Raw genomic sequence first — 16,098 nt, 5'->3', positions numbered from 1 at the left:
TTATGCAAATTAACCTGACCGGACACCATGTCGAGATCACCGAAGCTCTGCGTGATTATGTGAATAACAAATTTGCCAAACTCGAGCGTCACTTCGACCACATCAACAATGTTCATGTGGTGCTTAGCGTGGAAAAACTGAACCAGATAGCGGAAGCCAAATTGCACGTCAGCGGTGGCGAAGTGTTTGCCAACTCTGAACATGCCGATATGTATGCTGCGATAGACACCTTGCTCGACAAGCTGGACAGGCAGATCATCAAGCACAAAGATAAGTTAAACAAAAAATAACCATGCAACTTGAACACATACTGAGTCGGGACTGCACCAAGAGTGCAGTCCCTTGTACCAGCAAGAAACGCGCCCTCGAAATCATCAGCGAGCTGGCCGCCGAACGCCTTGGCACCTCCCGTCAGGCGCTGTTTGAATGCTTGCTGGCCCGCGAAAAAATGGGTAGTACCGGGATCGGTGCCGGTATTGCGATCCCCCACGGTCGCATTGACGATGAATTCCCGCCAACCGCGATCCTGATGACCTTTGCCGACCCTATTCCTTTCGACTCCATCGACAATCAACCGGTTGACCTGCTGTTTGCCTTGCTGGTGCCGGAAAGCGAGTGCAAGCAGCATCTCAAGACCCTTTCTCTGATGGCTTCCAAGCTGGGTGACAAGGCGGTTTGCCGCCAGTTGCGTCAGGCAACCAGCGACGAAGAGCTCTATCAGATCATGACCTCGGCCTGACAGCAGGCCAAGGATGAGACACCCGTTTTGGCGTGAGGGAACAAGATGCAGTTAATCGTGGTAAGTGGACGCTCGGGCTCCGGTAAAACGGTAGCCCTGCGAGTGCTGGAAGATCTGGGTTACTACTGTGTGGACAACCTGCCGGTCAATCTGCTGCCCCAGCTGATTGTCTCGGTGGAGAGCCAGTATGACAAACTGGCGGTCAGTATCGATGTGCGCAACCTGCCGAGCGATCCGGAGAAACTGGAAAATCTGCTGGCTCAGGTGCGCAATGAGGGGCGGGTTGAGTTCTCCAGCTTCTTCTTCGACGCCGACAACGGCACCCTGCTCAAGCGCTATGGTGAGAGCCGCCGCTTGCACCCCCTCTCACGCAACAAGCTGTCGCTGGATGAGGCGATTCGGGAGGAGACCCACCTGCTGGCGCCCATCTCCTCGACCGCTGACCTGCGTATCGACACCACCAACCTCAGCATTCACGACCTGAGCGAGCTCATCAAGACCCGGGTGCTTGGGAAGAAAGAGAACGAGCTGGTGCTGGTGTTCGAGTCGTTCGGCTTCAAGTACGGCATTCCCAAGGATGCCGACTTCGTGTTCGATGCTCGCTTCCTGCCCAATCCGCACTGGATCCCCGAGCTCAAGCCGTTCACCGGCAAGGATGAGCCGGTCGCCAACTACCTCTCGGCGCAGGCTGACGTGATGCTGTTTACCCAGCAGATCGAAAATATGCTGGCGACCTGGTTGCCCCATCTGGAGCGCAACAATCGCAGCTACCTCACGGTCGGCATCGGTTGCACCGGCGGTCAGCACCGCTCGGTCTTTATTGCAGAGCGGCTGGCCAGTGCATTCCGTTTGCTTGGCAAGAACGTGCAGATCCGCCACCGCACACTCGACAAGAGTGCCTCCCAATCCTGACGGACCAATAGGACGACCCGATGACTGTTTCCGCCTCGGTTGAAGTGAAAAACAAACTGGGTATTCATGCCAGACCAGCCATGATGCTGTTCGAGCTGGTGCAGGGTTTCGATGCTCACGTGCTGCTGCGCAATGAAGATGGTGTGGAGGCCGATGCTGACAGCATCATCGGCCTGCTGATGCTGGATTCGGCGCAAGGGCGGCAGGTGGAAGTACAGGTTGAGGGGCCCGAAGAGGTCGAGGCCCTGGCCGCCGTGGTGGAGCTGTTCACCTCCGGCTTCAACGAGGAGTAGTCACTCCTCGTTTTATGTTATGAACCGGTACGCGCCAGCGCTTTGAAGCTGGCAAAATCGCGACAAGCCAGCAGATTCCTGCTGGCTTTTTCGTTCATCAGTGCCAGAAACAGGTCGTAGAGACCCATCGCCTCCTCGTAGTCGGCCTTGCTGATGGCCAGCACGAAGATGAGCGTCGCGATTTCACCATTCCCCCAGTCAATCCCCTGCGGGGCCAGCACGGTGTAAACCAGAGTGCGGCGCGCCAGCAGACCGAGGGAGTGGGGCAGGGCGATCCCTTCTCCCAACATGGTGGATACGATCCGCTCCCGCTCCTGCAGTGAGGCTCTGAAGCCGCTCTCCACCAGATCTTCCGCCTCCAGCTGATCACAGATGCGGGCAAACAGTTCGGCCTGGGTAAGGGGTTCTGTGACCACCATGAAGTGGTCGGCATCGAAATATTTGTCGAGCATGTAGGGGCGGGTGCGGTCGATCAGCACCAGCTTGCCAAGCTGCTCCAGCTGGTATTGGGTCGGGAAGGGGGCAACGAGTACCACGGGAGCGTTTTTTTCGTTCACCTTGACGGTACTGATGACAAAGTCCTGTGCGATCTGCGCCAGACCTTCGTAATCCCGCACTGACTCCAGCGTGGTCAGCTGCAACTGGGGATACTCCCGCTTGATGCGTGCTTCCAGCACCCGGAAGGTGGCGTTGCCCGCATCGCAAAGCAATAGCGCCTGCGGGCGGCGGGTATAGCCGATATCGTAATGGCGCTCCAGCCCGACCCCGATATGGATCACCAGATAGCCGATCTCGTGGTGGGTCAATCGGTAGGGGGTCTGCTTGATCCACTCCGAAATGGCCGCCAGCGTGATGTCGTAGGCGAGGGGATAGTACTGCTTGATGTGATCGGCCAGCGGGTTGTGGTTGCCTATCTGGTATTTGACCCGTAGCAGCATGGCGCTGATATGGGTTTGCAGGTCGGCCCGCAGCTGTTGGTCGCCTCGCAGGTCGTAAGGGTAGTGTTGATGAATGTAGGTCAGCAGATGCTCCACCAGCTGTTCGCTCTCGGCGGCCATCGCCGGGCTGAGCTGGGGAGTATCGGCAATCAGGCGCGCCTGGATCTGGATGGCGAGACCGGCGATCTCGTCCTCTACGGGGGGCGTCAGGGTGGGCAATACCGCATATATATCGCGAGATACTGCCAGCAGCGGCAGAGTCAGATCCTCGCTGGCGAAGTGGCGCAACTCGTGACCGGATGCCTGACGCAGCAGGGCAACTGCGCAGTAGATGGCGAGCTGCTGCAGGCTCTCGTCAGCGAGACGCAGCTGATGTCGGGCAAGCTGGGCATGGATATGATTGCCCACTACCTCCATCGTCTTGCTGGGGCAAAGGTTGGGCAACAGGGTTTGCAACTGGTTGTTGTGCAGCAACTCCTGATAGAGCAGTTGGGTCAAACAGGCCCGGATCGCCGTCTCCTCCCCCTGAATGCGCATCCCCAGGCGGGGTTTGCTCTCGACGCTGAGCCTGAAGTGGCTGAGTTGCTCACGGACTTCCGCCATATCCCCCTGCAGTGCCGCCCGGCTCAGATACCAGGTATCAGCCAGCTCATCGAGCTTGATCCCCTGCTCTGCCGTCAATAGCAGGATCTGCAGGTGCAGCACCCGCTCTCGGCTGGTGCGTGGCAGGCCGCTATCCTGACCCTGGGCGGCCAGCAGAGCCTCGAACAGTCCCTGATTGTAGATTTTCAGCTGGTAGCCGCTGCCACGCTGGTGGATCAGGTGAGCGCCGTGCGTGGCAATCAGTTCGTTGAGGGTCGCCACATCGGTGCGCACCGTGCGGGTGGAGACATTGAGGCGGCGAGCCAGCTCCTCCTGTGGCAGCGGTTCGGCGTGGAGCTGGATCAGCAGTTGATGGAGCCTGGGGTGTGGCAGCTTGATCATAGGGGGTATGCAAGACTCCTGTTGCGAGATAAAGGGTCGATGTTAACAAGTGGGTCATCAACAAGCCAGGCACCGGTCAGTGATTGAACCGGTGCCCGTGACTACCATCACGCCAACAGTCGTTTCACTATGGCCAGAAGAGTCCGTACATCATCAGGACGGGTCTGACCGCTCGCGCTGTCGATGATGGAGCTGTAGACGTGGGGGATCACCTTCTCGACCCCGGCATCCAGCGCAATCCGCACTATCTCCTCGAAGTTCTCCAGATCGATGCCGCCAGTCGGCTCCAGCCAGAAGCCGTGGCGGGCACAAGCCTCGGCCACCGCCTGATACTCGTCTCGGCAGGCCAGCCCGCCCATGGGGAAGAACTTGACCGAGCTGCCACCCATGTCCTTGAGCAGGGCGATGGCGGTATCGATGGGGACAATCCCGTCCGGCTGTCCGGCGCTGAGCGGGCCGGTGGAGATCTTCACCATGCCCGGCATGCCGGTGGGGGAGATCAGGCCGTTAACCAGCGTTTCCGACTGGCCGAGCAGCGCCCTGCTGGCGCCAACGCCAGTGAACACCTGGTTGACATGCTGGGGCTGCAGCTGGCAGGCCAGCTCGGCCACCATGGCGGATTGGCGCGGATCACCGGCACCCAGACCGATGGAGAGGGCGTTATCGATGAGCTTGGCGTAAGCCCGCATGTCGGCCACCGCGGAGGAGATATCCGGGTAGTTTTTGGAGAGCACACCGACCAGCACGTGGCCTTCGGCTGCGTCGTACACCTCGACGGCATTATCTTTGGAACCTGCCAGCACGTTGAGACAGACCCGATCACGGTAGTAGTTGGGAGTAAGGGACATCAGCGATTCTCCTGAACGAGGTTGGCAATGGCGGAGTGGATTTGGTCTAGCTGGGGCACGGTGACGCTGCGCACATCGATCTCGATATGCCCCTCGTTGGCCTTGTAGCCGCGGCAGTAGATGGCAGGCGTGCCCTGTTGCAGACGGGTGACGACCTGCACTGTGGTCATGCCGAGCTGCTGGTGGTCAAAGGCGATATCGGTGCGGGCAATGTCGCGTCCTGCGCTGTCCCACACCACCTTGGCGGTGACGCCGGGCAGCTGGTTTAGGCGTTCGATGAAGGGGCTCATCTTGGCGACCATGGCGGCGCCGCTCTCTTTCTCTTTGGCCAGATAGCGCTCGATGGCGTGGGTCAGGCCGAGGATCCCCTCCTTGCCCACTTTCATGGCGCGACCGATGCCATTGGCCTGCTGTTTGACCCACTCCACGTACTGACGCTTGCCGAGCACCAGCCCGCTGGTGGGCCCTTCAATGGCCTTGGCGCCGCTGTAGATGACCAGATCCGCTCCCTGGTTGTAGTAGAGGCGCAGATCCTCTTCAGCAGCCGCATCGACGATGAGCGGGAGCCCGTGGGTCTTGGCGACCTCGGCGGCCTCTGCCACCGACAGAATGCTCTTCTGTACGCAGTGGTGGGATTTGATGTAGAGGATGGCTGCTGTGTTGGCATTGATGGCAGCGGCCAGCTGGGAAGGGGTGCACTCGTTGGCGTAACCGGCTTCCACTACTTTGCCGCCACCCAGATTGACCATGGTACCGACCGGGGCGCCGAAGTTGACGTTATGCCCCTTGGGCAGCACGATTTCACTCGGCACCTCATGGTGATGAGTATGCAGGTACTCGAGGCGATAGGGATCGCCGCGCACTATCATGGCGGCGACTGACTGGGCGATGCCGGCGCTGGCGCAGGAGACCACCACCGCATCTTCCACATCCAGTAAACCAGCCAGATAGGCGCCGGTCTTGTTGACCAGATCCTTGACCTCGAAGTAGTGGCCCAGGCCAAAATTGACCGCATCGACCACCTCCTGCTCGGGGGTGGAGACGCCGAGTATGGTCATGCGCCCGGAGGCGTTGATCACAGGTTTGAGCTGATATTTCTCATAAACAGAAGGCATGGTGTGATTTCCCATAGTGAGTCAGAACCAGTTCGCCACCGACCAGGGCGGCGAGGGGCTGCAGTTGTTGGTCACCGCTGCGGGACTGGGCTTCGGTATCCATAAACAGGGTCGGGCCGCTGGCGACCTCGAACAGGGTCAGATCGGCATCGGCGCCTACCTCAAGCCGCCCCTTGCCGGAAAGGTGCAGGGCATCAGCGGCCTGATGGGTGACGCAGGCGAGCACCTGTTCCAGCGTCATGCCGATGGCGAGAAACTTCGACATCACGTGAGCCAGACTGTAGACCGGCCCCTTGATGCGGTTCTTGCAGTAGATGTCGGAGCTGATGGTGCGGGGCAGGATCCCCTGTCGGATAGCCAGCTCCGCTACCTCGAAGCTGAAGCTGGCACCGCCGTGGCCGATGTCGAGCAACAGGCCCCGCTGCATCGCCTCGCGCACAGCCTGACGCAGCTCGCCAGCCGGAGTCAGGATGCGGTTCGGTTTGCCGTTGAAGCAGTGGGTCAGCAGATCGCCATCCCCCAGCAGAGCGACTATCTCGTCCAGATCCGGCGGCGTGTTACCCACGTGCACCATCAGCGGCAGCTGGCCGTGGGCCTGTTGCAGCGCCTTGGCCATGCGCAGCGGTTGCAGGCCGTTCTCACCTACCACGCTACCGCTCATCCGCGCCTTGATGCCGACGATAAAGTCGCGGTGGCGGCGAATGGCTGCAGAGGCGAGATCCATATCGAGATCCCGGCTATCCGCCAGCTCGTTCTGGCGTAGCAGACCGATGCGGGAGATGTTGAGCAGGGCATGCACCCGGGTCTTGCAGCCCGCAGCGATCTGCTGGAAGTCATCCACATCGTCGGCTCCGGTGCTGCCGGCGTCGATGACGGTGGTGACGCCGGACTCTACGCCCACCTTGTCCGGTTCATCGTGATAGATCGGGGAGGCGGGGTAGCAGTGGGTGTGGCCATCGATCCAGCCAGCGCTCACATGCACCCGGCCGCCGAGATCCAGGGTCTGCCGCGCCGCTGCCGTCTCCGGCAGGGAGCCGATGGCGGCGATTTTGCCCTCCCTGATGGCGATATCGACGAGCTGGCCATCTCCCTGGCGCCCCGCTTTGATGATGATGTCGTACATGCTGAGAACCTCTGGCGAGCCGCCCCGCAGGGCGGCTGGTACTTACACAAGGGCGACCGGGAAGAAGGTACCCAGCAGCATGGCTCCCAGGATGGCACCGCCGGTGATGGGTTTGCCCCACACGTAGAACAGCAGGGCACCCAGCAGGGAACCGATACCGATGGGGATGGAAGCGCCCATGGCAGAGAGGATGATGAGAGGGCCGAGGAAGCGGCCAGAGCTGTTGCCAGCACCCATCATCACGTCAGCACCGTAAGTGGAGTTGCTCTGGTTGATGGTGAACTTGCGCGCCAGAATGATGACGTAGCCGATGGCCAGACCAATCCCCATGCCGGTTGCCAGCGAGGCGCCGAAGTTTTCCACCGGATAGACGATGCCGGCTCCCAGCAGCAGGGCTGGCACTCCGAGACCGACCCCGGTCTGGATGGCACCGCCGATATCCAGGATCCCCACCAGGGATCCCTCGATGATGCGGGCGAACAGGAAGCTGGCACCGAACGCGGCTACCGCGCCGTAGGCTCCCGTGTCCATTCCGGCTTTCAGCATGGCGACGAAGGCTACCTCGTTGAAGGCACCGACCCCGTACAGATAGAACATGTGGGTACCGGCAAAGACCCCGGCCGAGAGCAGGCCGACGAAGATGGGGAATGACCAGTCGGCATACCAGAAGTTGTTTTTCAGTTTCTCATCCATGGTGTGACCCCTTATTTGCCGCTCAGCAGGTTATGGACGTTTTCCAGCCACAGGGGGACACCCATATGGAAGGACTCAATCAGTTTCATGTCGAAGCCGCGGAAGAAGCCGCTCAGCACGAACAGCAGGACGATGGCCGCCATCATCACCTTGGTGACATGGTTCCAGCCGCTCTCTTCCACGCCCTTGCCGATCAGGATGCCGAGCACCAGGCCCGGTACCGCGTTGCCCATGATGAGCTGTGCCAGACCGCCGAAGATGGTGGCCCAGAAACCGGATTTCTTGCCCGCCTCGATGGCAGCTAGCCAGAAGATCACCGGCATGACGGTGTTGACCAGCAGGTTGGCGGCCGGTACCAGCACCTTGACCGCAGTGACCTGCAGGGCGGCCGGGACGGCAGCCGCCGTACTGTTGAGGAAGGCGACCACGATGGCACCTATGATGCCGCCAGCGATGGCCATCTTTTTCGGGTCGTGCAGAGTGGTGGCGAGATCCCGATTTTTGAACAGCAGTGCCGCCGTGGCCCAGTGCGGGATGATGCGGTGATCCACATCCTGGGTGAAGGCGCCTGCCGCCACGGTCGAGGCCCAGGCGTTGAAGAAGAAGCCCAGACCAAACGAGAAGTGGGAAGCGGGATCCCCTTCACAGGAGTTAAGTTCGCCCAGGGTGCGGAAGGCACCCATGCCCTGTACGGTCGGGGCGTGGAACATCCGCGCCGCGCCGGCCCCCACCCCGACGCCAACCAGGCCGCCAATGATGAGTGACTTGATAAAAATGATTAGAAACATCCAACGTATCCTTCTTGTGGGGTTGTGCCTGCGCAGGCATCACACCTGGGTGAATGTCACCTTGGCGACATCCAGACTGGTGACCTGAACCTTGATCTCCAGCTGGACGCGGTATTCGCGGCGCTGGCGCGGCAGGAAGAAGAACAGGAACTTCTCCACCCGGACCGACTCCTCGGCTTTGAGCACCTGTACATCGACCGGCTCAATGCGCAGCAGTACCTGCTGGTTGTCCTTGAGCAGTGTGGGTTGCACCTGGCTGAGGGCGGAGGCAAACGCCTGTTGGCGTGTAGTCCCCTTGCCGTTGACGATGACCTGGGTGGTGAAGTTCTCTTTCATCAGGCGCGTCCGTGCTTCTTGGCGAAGGCTTCGACCAGCTTCTGGCCCAGCTCTTCCTTGTCCATGAAACCGAAGCCCAGCACCACGCACCCTTCGTTAATGGCGGTGACGCCCTCTTCAACAGAGCGCATGCCGTAGCGGCACTTGTAGCCGTATTTGGTCTGGGCGGTGATCGCCCCGGCGCCGCCGCTGCCGCAGAAGGAGATGCCGAGATCCGCCTGCTCCTTGTTCATCACGTCGCCGAGCTTCATGTCAGCGGCCATGCCTGGGATGATGGTCACGTTGGCCCCGGCAGCTTCCGCGCCTGCACCCACTTTCTGACCCTTGCCGAGACGATCTCCGATTACGAGTTTGATGGCTGTCATATCGATTTCTCCTTGAGTTACTGGTTCTGCACCGAGCTGAGTTCGTTTTCTTTGGCGACTTCAAAATGGACGGACAAGAGGTGTGCCTCCTCATAAGCAAGCTGGTCCAGCCAGCTGACGACCTGTTCGGCGAGACGCAGTGAGAGGGGGGAGATTTCTTCAAACAGGCTGAGGTCAACCTCTGGCAGGGGCTCGCCGCTGTGGGAGCGCCACACCATGGCTTTGACATGGGAGGCCAGCATCTGCCGTTGCACCTCGTTGGGGATGATGCCCTGTTCGGCCAGCAGGGGATAAATGCGCGCGAGGATATGATCGGTCTGGCGCAGCAACTCAGGGCTGTTCGGGGTCAGGGTCTGGTCGTGAGTCTCTGTTTGCAATGTCTGCTCTCCAAGGCTGGCAGAAGGTATGGCGTTACCCTAAGCCTGCGCGTCGATGTGGAGGAGGCAGTGTTTTTCCGATTCGAAGCGGAAATTCCTGAGGAAATGGCCCCAAAGTGAGCGTTTGGATACTGAAAAGACAAAACGAGTGCTTATTGGGACCGGTTTTGTGTGATCGGTAGCGCACAAATCGGGGGGCGGGGGCAGGGCAAGCGTTGCGGGAAACTGTGAGTCATCTCACGGTAAGAGACGTTGCCGAGGGGACTGATGTGGAAAAGGGCGGTTTCCCGCCCTTCTCATAACAACTAGCTGGCCGATGCGGCGCTCGAGCTGGCTGTTCTCTGCTGATAGCGCAGGTCTTCCTCTATGGTGACCACCACTTCCAGCGGCTTGCCGGAGCGGAATACCGAGATGGTTAGCTTGGTGCCGGGGCGGCTCTCGACAATCTTGTCCATGGCGCTGCGTACGCCACTGATGGCATCTCCGTTGATCTTGAGCAGCACATCCCCTCGCTGCAGGCCGCCTTTGGCCGCCGGGCCGTTGGGATCCAGACTTTCCACCACCAGACCACGCAGGTCGCCGAGGTTCATCATCCGCGCGACTATGGGGTTGATCTCGACACTGGAGATCCCGAGGTAGCCGCGGATCACCCGGCCGTTGGCGATCAGCTCATCCATGATCCGTTTTGCCAGCCGGTAGGGGATGGCGAAGCTGATGCCGTAGCTCTCCTGATTGCCGTTGAGGTGATAGGTGGCGGTGTTGATCCCCACCAGATCGCCACGGCCGTTGACCAGCGCGCCACCCGAGTTGCCCTCGTTGATGGCGGCATCGGTCTGCAGCAGATCCTGACGGCCATTGCTGTCGGGCCCCATGCTGGAGAGGCCGGTACGGCCGGTCGCACTGATGATGCCCTGGGTGATGGTCTGGCCGACGTTGTAGGGGTTGCCGATGGCGAGCACCACATCCCCCACTTCTGGTAGCCGCTCGGGATCCTGCGGGATCACCGGCAGGTTGTCTGACTCGATATAGAGCACGGCGAGGTCGGTGAGCTGATCGGTTCCGACCAGCTCGGCACTGAAGACCCGACCATCCTGCAACGCGACGATGATCTGGTCAGCATCGGCGATGACGTGGTAGTTGGTCAGGACATAGCCGCGCTGGTTCATGATGACGCCGGAACCCAGCCCTTGCGGGCGCAGTTCCCCCTGATTGCCCTGATTGGGGGCAAAGCTGCGGGTGTAGATGTTGACGACGGCGGGGCCTGCCCGATGGGCGGCATAGGAGAAACTCAGTTCACGGGCATTGGTGATGATGCCGGGCAGTTGGGCACCACCGCGAAAATGGGGAAACAGCAGCAACAGCAGCGCCGCGACGGTCAATCCAAAACCGACAGACTTGCCCAAGTAACTGACTAAAGGGGGGATTTTCATGTCATTCTCATCCGTACAGGCTGCGCGCAGAGAATAACACTATCGATGGATAAAAATCACCCGCGGTGAAAGCCGCGGGTGATAGAGGGAGTGGCGAAAAATCTGGGTGTTAGCGGATCACCAGATAGAGCGAGGAGTCGCCACGCTGGATGTTGAGCGCCAGCACGTCAGGCTTGTTCTTGAGCGCCTTGGTCAGCTCGCCCAGGGTGTTGATGCGCAGGCGGTTGACCCCGATGATGATGTCACCCTTCTGCAGGCCGGAAGCGGCTGCCGGAGAGCGAGGATCAATATCGGCCACCGCGACACCGGAGACCGGGTCGGTGGTGGTGCTCAGCTTGGCCCCTTCCAGTGCCGGATGCAGCGCGCTGGCGCGTACTTCACTGTCATCGGCCTGCTTCAGGGTCACTTTGGCAGTTTGTGACTTGCCATCGCGGATCAGCCCCAGTTCGACCTGTTTGCCAGCGCCCATGGTGGCAATCTTGGCGCGCAGTTCGCCGAAGGAGCGAACCGGTTTGCCATCGATGCTGACGATGATATCGCCGGCCTTGATGCCCGCCTTGTCGGCCGCCGAATCAGGCATGACCTGATTGACGAAGGCACCATCCTTCTTGTTGTAACCGAAGGTTTTGGCGATGTCGGAGGTGAGCTCGGTGCCGGTAATACCCAGCTGGCCGCGACGCACTTCACCGTACTTGACGATCTGCTCGGTCAGATCCCGTACCATGTTGGAGGGGATGGCAAAGCCGATGCCGATGTTGCCGCCGTTCGGGCCCAGAATCGCGGTGTTGATACCGATCAGCTCGCCACGCAAGTTGAGCAGGGCTCCGCCGGAGTTACCGGAGTTGATGGCCGCATCGGTCTGGATGAAGTTCTCCAGATTCTCGATGTTGAGGCCGCTACGACCCAGCGCACTGACGATACCGGAGGTGACGGTCTGACCCAGACCAAACGGGTTGCCGATGGCCAGCGCATAGTCACCCACCCGCAGCTCGTCGGAGTCGGCGAACTTGATCTGTACCAGATCCTCGGCCTTGATTTGCAGCAGGGCGATGTCGGACTGCTTGTCTTCACCGATCTTCTTGGCCGCATACTCACGACCATCCTTCAGGTTGACCTTGATCTCGTCCGCCTCGTGCACAACGTGGGCGTTGGTGATCACATAACCCTTCTTGGCATCGACGATGACACCGGAGCCGAGCGCCTGGAACGGCTGCTCGCTCACCTGTTCATCGGGCATGTTGGGGCCGAAGAAGAACTTGAACTGTTCCGGCAGACGCTGACGGGTAATTTTTTTGCCAGAAACCGAGATATTGACCACCGCCGGTGTGACCTGTTCGAGAACAGGCGCCAGGCTTGGCATCTCCTGATTTGAACCTAACAGGGAAGGCAGTGCAGCCTGAGCAGGGGCCGCAGACATGGCGATACCGACACTGAGGGCTAGCACACTGAGCATGGAAAGAGGTTTACGCATATGAAAAACAGCTCCCAGAAAAAGTTGCATTGCAATCGTCAAGGTCAGACCACGGGACTGGCCAATTAGTTCCGCGAGGAACTAGTTTGGTTGCTTGAGCAGTCCGGAAGAGGCGCCAGCATAGTCGCGAGGCGGAACGCCCGGCTCTTCTGCCACATTGGCAGGGGCTTCTTCTACCAATGATTCGCGGAACAGCGGTTCCTGCGCCTTGGCCAGGAATTTGCTCTGCTCGGCCATGTGGCGATAGAGGGTCTGATACTGCTCGGCCAGTTGCTCCATCAGGGCGGCACTGTCGGCGAAGTGGGTGTTGATCTGGCCCTGATAACTCTCGAGCTCCTTGTGGGCCTTCTTCAGTTCCTGTTCCAGACGGCCAGCATCGCGGCTACGTACCGAAAAACGGCCGAGAACGACACCGATAATCAAGGCCGCGACAGCCAGCAGGATCCCAGTTAACAGACTCATAGATGCTCCTTGTTACAGCTAAAACAGAGTGGGTTTATGCGGTCGTCATAACCGCCATGCCTTGATGGCACTATACCGTGCGTCCTGAGGCCGTGATACCATTTTGTCCTCGATTCAGGGACTTGGAGAGGCGCTCAAGGATGACACCGCAGCAAAAATACCAGCAGGATCTGCTGCGCCCCGGCTTTGTGGCCGACCCCGCGCAGGGGATGGCCATTAGCAGGCTGGAGCGACTGTATCAGGATTTGCTACGGCGCCCGACTCCGACCAGATCTCGAGGGCTGCTGGGTTGGCTGCAAAAGCCCAAGCCGCCGGAGCCTGTCCTCGGTATCTATATGTGGGGCGGAGTGGGCCGAGGCAAGACCTGGCTGATGGATACTTTTTTCGACAGCCTGCCGGGGACGCGCAAGATGCGCAGCCATTTCCACCGCTTCATGCACCGCATTCACGATGAGCTGCAGGGGCTTAGCGGGCAATCCGATCCCCTCAAGCTGGTGGCCAGCAAGCTTGCCAGTGAAACAGACATCATCTGTTTCGACGAATTTTTTGTCTCCGACATCACCGACGCCATGCTGCTGGGTACGCTGTTCCAGGAGCTGTTTGGTCACGGTGTCGTGCTGGTTGCTACTTCAAATATTCCGCCGCAGGATCTTTATCGCAACGGGCTGCAGCGAGCCCGTTTTCTGCCAGCTATCGAGCTTATCGAGCGCCATTGCGAGGTACTTAACGTGGATGGCGGTATCGACTATCGCCTGCGTACGCTGGAACAAGCCGAGATTTATCACTGCCCGCTGGACTTGCAGGCAAAAGCCAATCTTGACCACTATTTTCAGCAATTAACCGGTGGGCACACGGCTTGCGAGGGGGCGTTCGAGGTCAATCATCGTCAGCTGGCGTCGCTCGGGATGGGGGAAGGGGTGCTCTACATGGAATTTGAGCAACTTTGCTGTACTCCCCGCTCCCAGAACGACTATATCGAGCTGGCCAGGCTGTTCCATACCGTTCTGCTGGCGAATGTTCAGCCAATGGGCACAGGCACGGATGACGCGGCTCGCCGCTTCATTGCCATGGTCGATGAGTTCTACGAACGGCACGTCAAACTCATCATGTCGGCGGCGGTTCCCATGACAGAACTCTACGGCGAAGGGCTGCTGAATTTTGAATTCAAACGCTGTCTTTCGCGGCTTCAGGAAATGCAATCGCACGAATACCTTGCCAGAGTGCACCTTCCTTAGTCACAATACCGCGCCTGCCAGTCGGATGGGCATCTGCGGCAGGTAGGGCCGGGCGACATTTGCTGGTTTCATGGCAGTGAAATTAGCAGGTGATATTTAAGGCAACTTCACTTATAATCGCCCGGCCCACGTTACAGCTGTCGATAAGACAGCAACACTTTAAGCTTTACTTGTATTCGAAGGGGTACAGGTAGGCCATCGTTTGTTGTTTGTGGGAGAGCCCCCATAAGCAATTGGGTCTGTAACAGGTAATTGGGTTTAACTTAATGAAAACTTTCGTTGCCAAGCCAGAAACCGTAAAACGTGACTGGTACATTGTGGACGCAGAAGGTAAAACTCTGGGTCGTATCGCAACCGAGATCGCTGCTCGTCTGCGTGGTAAGCACAAAGCTGAGTACACTCCGCACGTTGACACCGGTGATTACATCATCGTTGTAAACGCTGAGAAGGTACACGTAACCGGTAAGAAATTTACCGACAAAATGTACCACGCTCACTCCGGTTTCCCGGGTGGTATCAAGTCAATCAGCTTCGACAAGCTGATTCAGCGTAAACCGGAAATGGTAATCGAAGCAGCCGTCAAAGGCATGCTGCCGAAAGGTCCTCTGGGCCGTGCCATGTTCCGTAAACTGAAAGTTTACGCAGGCGCCGAGCATGCTCATGCTGCTCAGCAACCTCAAGTACTGGATATCTAATCGGGAACTGGCAACATGGCAGAAAATCAATACTACGGTACCGGCCGTCGCAAAAGCTCCACTGCTCGCGTATTTATCAAAGCGGGTAGCGGCAAGATCGTAATCAACCAGCGCTCCCTGGAGCAGTACTTCGGCCGTCCGACTGCCCGCATGGTAGTTCGTCAGCCGCTGGAACTGGTTGAGATGACCGAGAAACTGGACCTGTACATCACCGTTAACGGTGGTGGCATCTCCGGTCAAGCTGGTGCGATCCGCCACGGTATCACTCGTGCTCTGATGCAGTACGACGAAACCCTGCGTTCCGAACTGCGTAAAGCTGGCTTTGTTACTCGTGATGCCCGTAAGGTTGAGCGTAAGAAAGTCGGTCTGCACAAAGCTCGTAAGCGTCCGCAGTACTCCAAGCGTTAATTCGCTTTTGGTACTCACTCTTTCGAGTGTCAAAAAAGCCTGGCAACCGCCAGGCTTTTTTTATTGGTAATATTACCGACATCAATGCTAACCACGCGTCACAAAAGACAAAAAATTGTTTCTTTATTGTTTTCATTGCTCACCGCTCTTTCTTGTCAAGTTGTTATCTTTTCTTTAAAATTTCCCCTGTTTTCTGTGGCAATTGTAAATCCAGCTTCCGCCGCTGTTGTCACGGGAAAAATGGGGAACAGGGACACTATAAGAATGTGCGGAGTCCACATGGGAGAGTTTTTGGATGAGCAATGCGCCAGTTGATACCGGTCGCCGCAGATTTCTTACCTGGTCAACGGTTGCCGTTGGTGGGGTAGGAGCTGCGTTTACCGCAGTGCCGTTTATAAAGTCATGGAATCCGAGCGCCAAGGCCAAAGCAGCCGGTGCGCCGGTTGAAGTCGATATCAGCAAGTTGGAACCGGGTCAGCTCATCCGTGTCGAGTGGCGAGGCAAGCCTGTCTGGGTGGTGAAACGCACCAAACAGACGCTGGATGCCTTGGCTGCACATGATGACAAGCTGCGGGATCCCTCATCTGAAGAGCCGCAGCAGCCTGACTATGCCCATAACGGGTACAGATCGATCAAGCCCGAAATTTTTGTCGCGGTCGGTATTTGCACCCACTTGGGGTGTTCACCTTCCTATCTGCCTGACAGCTTTGGCGAGCAGGTGCAGGGCGTTACGTCCGGCTTCTTCTGCCCGTGCCATGGCTCCAAGTTCGACATGGCCGGCCGTGTGTTCCAGGGGGTGCCTGCACCGCTGAACCTGGTCATTCCGCCCTATCAATTCATTAATGACACCACCATCCAGGTCGGTGCCGATGGCAAGGAGGCCTGA

The 16,098-nt window shown here is 58.7% G+C and carries 20 protein-coding genes; 8 read left to right on the top strand and 12 right to left on the bottom strand.

Features of this window, described 5'->3' with window-relative positions:
* Nucleotides 1-2 precede the first annotated feature (2 nt).
* Genes hpf through npr form a run of 4 tightly spaced genes read left to right on the top strand, consistent with a single transcriptional unit; the run spans nt 3 to nt 1,944 of the window.
* On the top strand, nt 3-290 hold the full coding sequence (hpf, locus tag I6L34_RS08985; RefSeq protein WP_005336323.1) for a ribosome hibernation promoting factor: 288 nt from the start codon (nt 3-5) through the stop codon (nt 288-290).
* A gap of 2 nt (nt 291-292) precedes the next feature.
* Nucleotides 293-739 (top strand): PTS IIA-like nitrogen regulatory protein PtsN, encoded by a 447-nt coding sequence (gene ptsN, locus I6L34_RS08980; RefSeq protein WP_005336322.1) that lies wholly within the window; start codon nt 293-295, stop codon nt 737-739.
* A gap of 45 nt (nt 740-784) precedes the next feature.
* Nucleotides 785-1,651 carry an RNase adapter RapZ gene (rapZ, locus tag I6L34_RS08975; protein WP_005356665.1) on the top strand — a complete coding sequence of 289 codons (867 nt, stop codon included), beginning with the start codon at nt 785-787 and terminating at the stop codon, nt 1,649-1,651.
* Nucleotides 1,652-1,671: 20 nt separating this feature from the next.
* A complete protein-coding gene (npr, locus tag I6L34_RS08970; RefSeq protein WP_005336318.1) occupies nt 1,672-1,944 on the top strand; it encodes a PTS phosphocarrier protein NPr in 273 nt (90 codons plus the stop codon).
* Between the two features lie 17 nt (nt 1,945-1,961).
* Here the strand turns inward: npr and I6L34_RS08965 are convergent, their stop codons facing one another.
* From I6L34_RS08965 to I6L34_RS08910, 12 genes are all read right to left on the bottom strand, one after another.
* Nucleotides 1,962-3,866, bottom strand: coding sequence for a transcription antiterminator (locus I6L34_RS08965; RefSeq protein ID WP_058057522.1), 1,905 nt, complete (start codon nt 3,864-3,866; stop codon nt 1,962-1,964).
* Nucleotides 3,867-3,973: 107 nt separating this feature from the next.
* A complete protein-coding gene (locus I6L34_RS08960) occupies nt 3,974-4,714 on the bottom strand; it encodes a KDGP aldolase family protein (RefSeq protein WP_058058617.1) in 741 nt (246 codons plus the stop codon).
* Nucleotides 4,714-5,829, bottom strand: a complete 1,116-nt coding sequence (locus I6L34_RS08955; RefSeq protein ID WP_111899813.1) for a DgaE family pyridoxal phosphate-dependent ammonia lyase — start codon at nt 5,827-5,829, stop codon at nt 4,714-4,716. The genes I6L34_RS08960 and I6L34_RS08955 overlap by 1 nt, the downstream gene beginning before the upstream one ends.
* Complete coding sequence (locus I6L34_RS08950; RefSeq protein WP_058058619.1) at nt 5,813-6,952, bottom strand: amidohydrolase/deacetylase family metallohydrolase; 1,140 nt, start codon at nt 6,950-6,952, stop codon at nt 5,813-5,815. The genes I6L34_RS08955 and I6L34_RS08950 overlap by 17 nt, the downstream gene beginning before the upstream one ends.
* 42 nt (nt 6,953-6,994) lie before the next feature.
* Nucleotides 6,995-7,645, bottom strand: coding sequence for a DUF4310 family protein (locus I6L34_RS08945; RefSeq protein WP_005355144.1), 651 nt, complete (start codon nt 7,643-7,645; stop codon nt 6,995-6,997).
* A gap of 11 nt (nt 7,646-7,656) precedes the next feature.
* Nucleotides 7,657-8,433, bottom strand: a complete 777-nt coding sequence (locus tag I6L34_RS08940) for a DUF4311 domain-containing protein (RefSeq protein WP_005341754.1) — start codon at nt 8,431-8,433, stop codon at nt 7,657-7,659.
* Between the two features lie 39 nt (nt 8,434-8,472).
* Nucleotides 8,473-8,769 carry a DUF4312 family protein gene (locus I6L34_RS08935; RefSeq protein WP_019444839.1) on the bottom strand — a complete coding sequence of 99 codons (297 nt, stop codon included), beginning with the start codon at nt 8,767-8,769 and terminating at the stop codon, nt 8,473-8,475.
* A complete protein-coding gene (locus I6L34_RS08930) occupies nt 8,769-9,134 on the bottom strand; it encodes an SFCGS family glycine-rich protein (protein WP_005355141.1) in 366 nt (121 codons plus the stop codon). Before I6L34_RS08930 ends, I6L34_RS08935 begins: the two co-directional genes overlap by 1 nt.
* Before the next feature lie 17 nt (nt 9,135-9,151).
* The gene (locus I6L34_RS08925) at nt 9,152-9,511 is read right to left on the bottom strand and encodes a transcriptional regulator (protein ID WP_075115825.1); all 360 of its coding nucleotides are present in this window, start codon (nt 9,509-9,511) and stop codon (nt 9,152-9,154) included.
* Nucleotides 9,512-9,816: 305 nt separating this feature from the next.
* On the bottom strand, nt 9,817-10,941 hold the full coding sequence (gene degS / locus I6L34_RS08920) for an outer membrane-stress sensor serine endopeptidase DegS (RefSeq protein WP_075115826.1): 1,125 nt from the start codon (nt 10,939-10,941) through the stop codon (nt 9,817-9,819).
* Nucleotides 10,942-11,050: 109 nt separating this feature from the next.
* Nucleotides 11,051-12,412, bottom strand: coding sequence for a Do family serine endopeptidase (locus I6L34_RS08915; protein ID WP_005336295.1), 1,362 nt, complete (start codon nt 12,410-12,412; stop codon nt 11,051-11,053).
* Between the two features lie 81 nt (nt 12,413-12,493).
* The gene (locus I6L34_RS08910) at nt 12,494-12,874 is read right to left on the bottom strand and encodes a YhcB family protein (protein ID WP_005355138.1); all 381 of its coding nucleotides are present in this window, start codon (nt 12,872-12,874) and stop codon (nt 12,494-12,496) included.
* Between the two features lie 140 nt (nt 12,875-13,014).
* Between I6L34_RS08910 and zapE the strand changes: the two genes are divergently transcribed.
* The 4 genes from zapE (at nt 13,015) to petA (ending at nt 16,098) form a co-directional block, all read left to right on the top strand.
* The gene (gene zapE, locus I6L34_RS08905) at nt 13,015-14,109 is read left to right on the top strand and encodes a cell division protein ZapE (protein WP_139400286.1); all 1,095 of its coding nucleotides are present in this window, start codon (nt 13,015-13,017) and stop codon (nt 14,107-14,109) included.
* A gap of 266 nt (nt 14,110-14,375) precedes the next feature.
* Entirely contained in the window at nt 14,376-14,804 is a 429-nt protein-coding gene (gene rplM, locus I6L34_RS08900; protein WP_005336289.1) for a 50S ribosomal protein L13, read from the top strand.
* A gap of 15 nt (nt 14,805-14,819) precedes the next feature.
* Complete coding sequence (gene rpsI / locus I6L34_RS08895) at nt 14,820-15,212, top strand: 30S ribosomal protein S9 (RefSeq protein WP_005336286.1); 393 nt, start codon at nt 14,820-14,822, stop codon at nt 15,210-15,212.
* Between the two features lie 295 nt (nt 15,213-15,507).
* Nucleotides 15,508-16,098 (top strand): ubiquinol-cytochrome c reductase iron-sulfur subunit, encoded by a 591-nt coding sequence (gene petA / locus I6L34_RS08890; RefSeq protein ID WP_005336284.1) that lies wholly within the window; start codon nt 15,508-15,510, stop codon nt 16,096-16,098.

The sequence above is a fragment of the Aeromonas sp. FDAARGOS 1404 genome (assembly GCF_019047085.1).
Classification (GTDB): Bacteria; Pseudomonadota; Gammaproteobacteria; order Enterobacterales; family Aeromonadaceae; genus Aeromonas; species Aeromonas veronii.
Note: the sequence above shows the minus strand (reverse complement) of the source record. Positions and strands in the feature narration are given on the sequence as shown.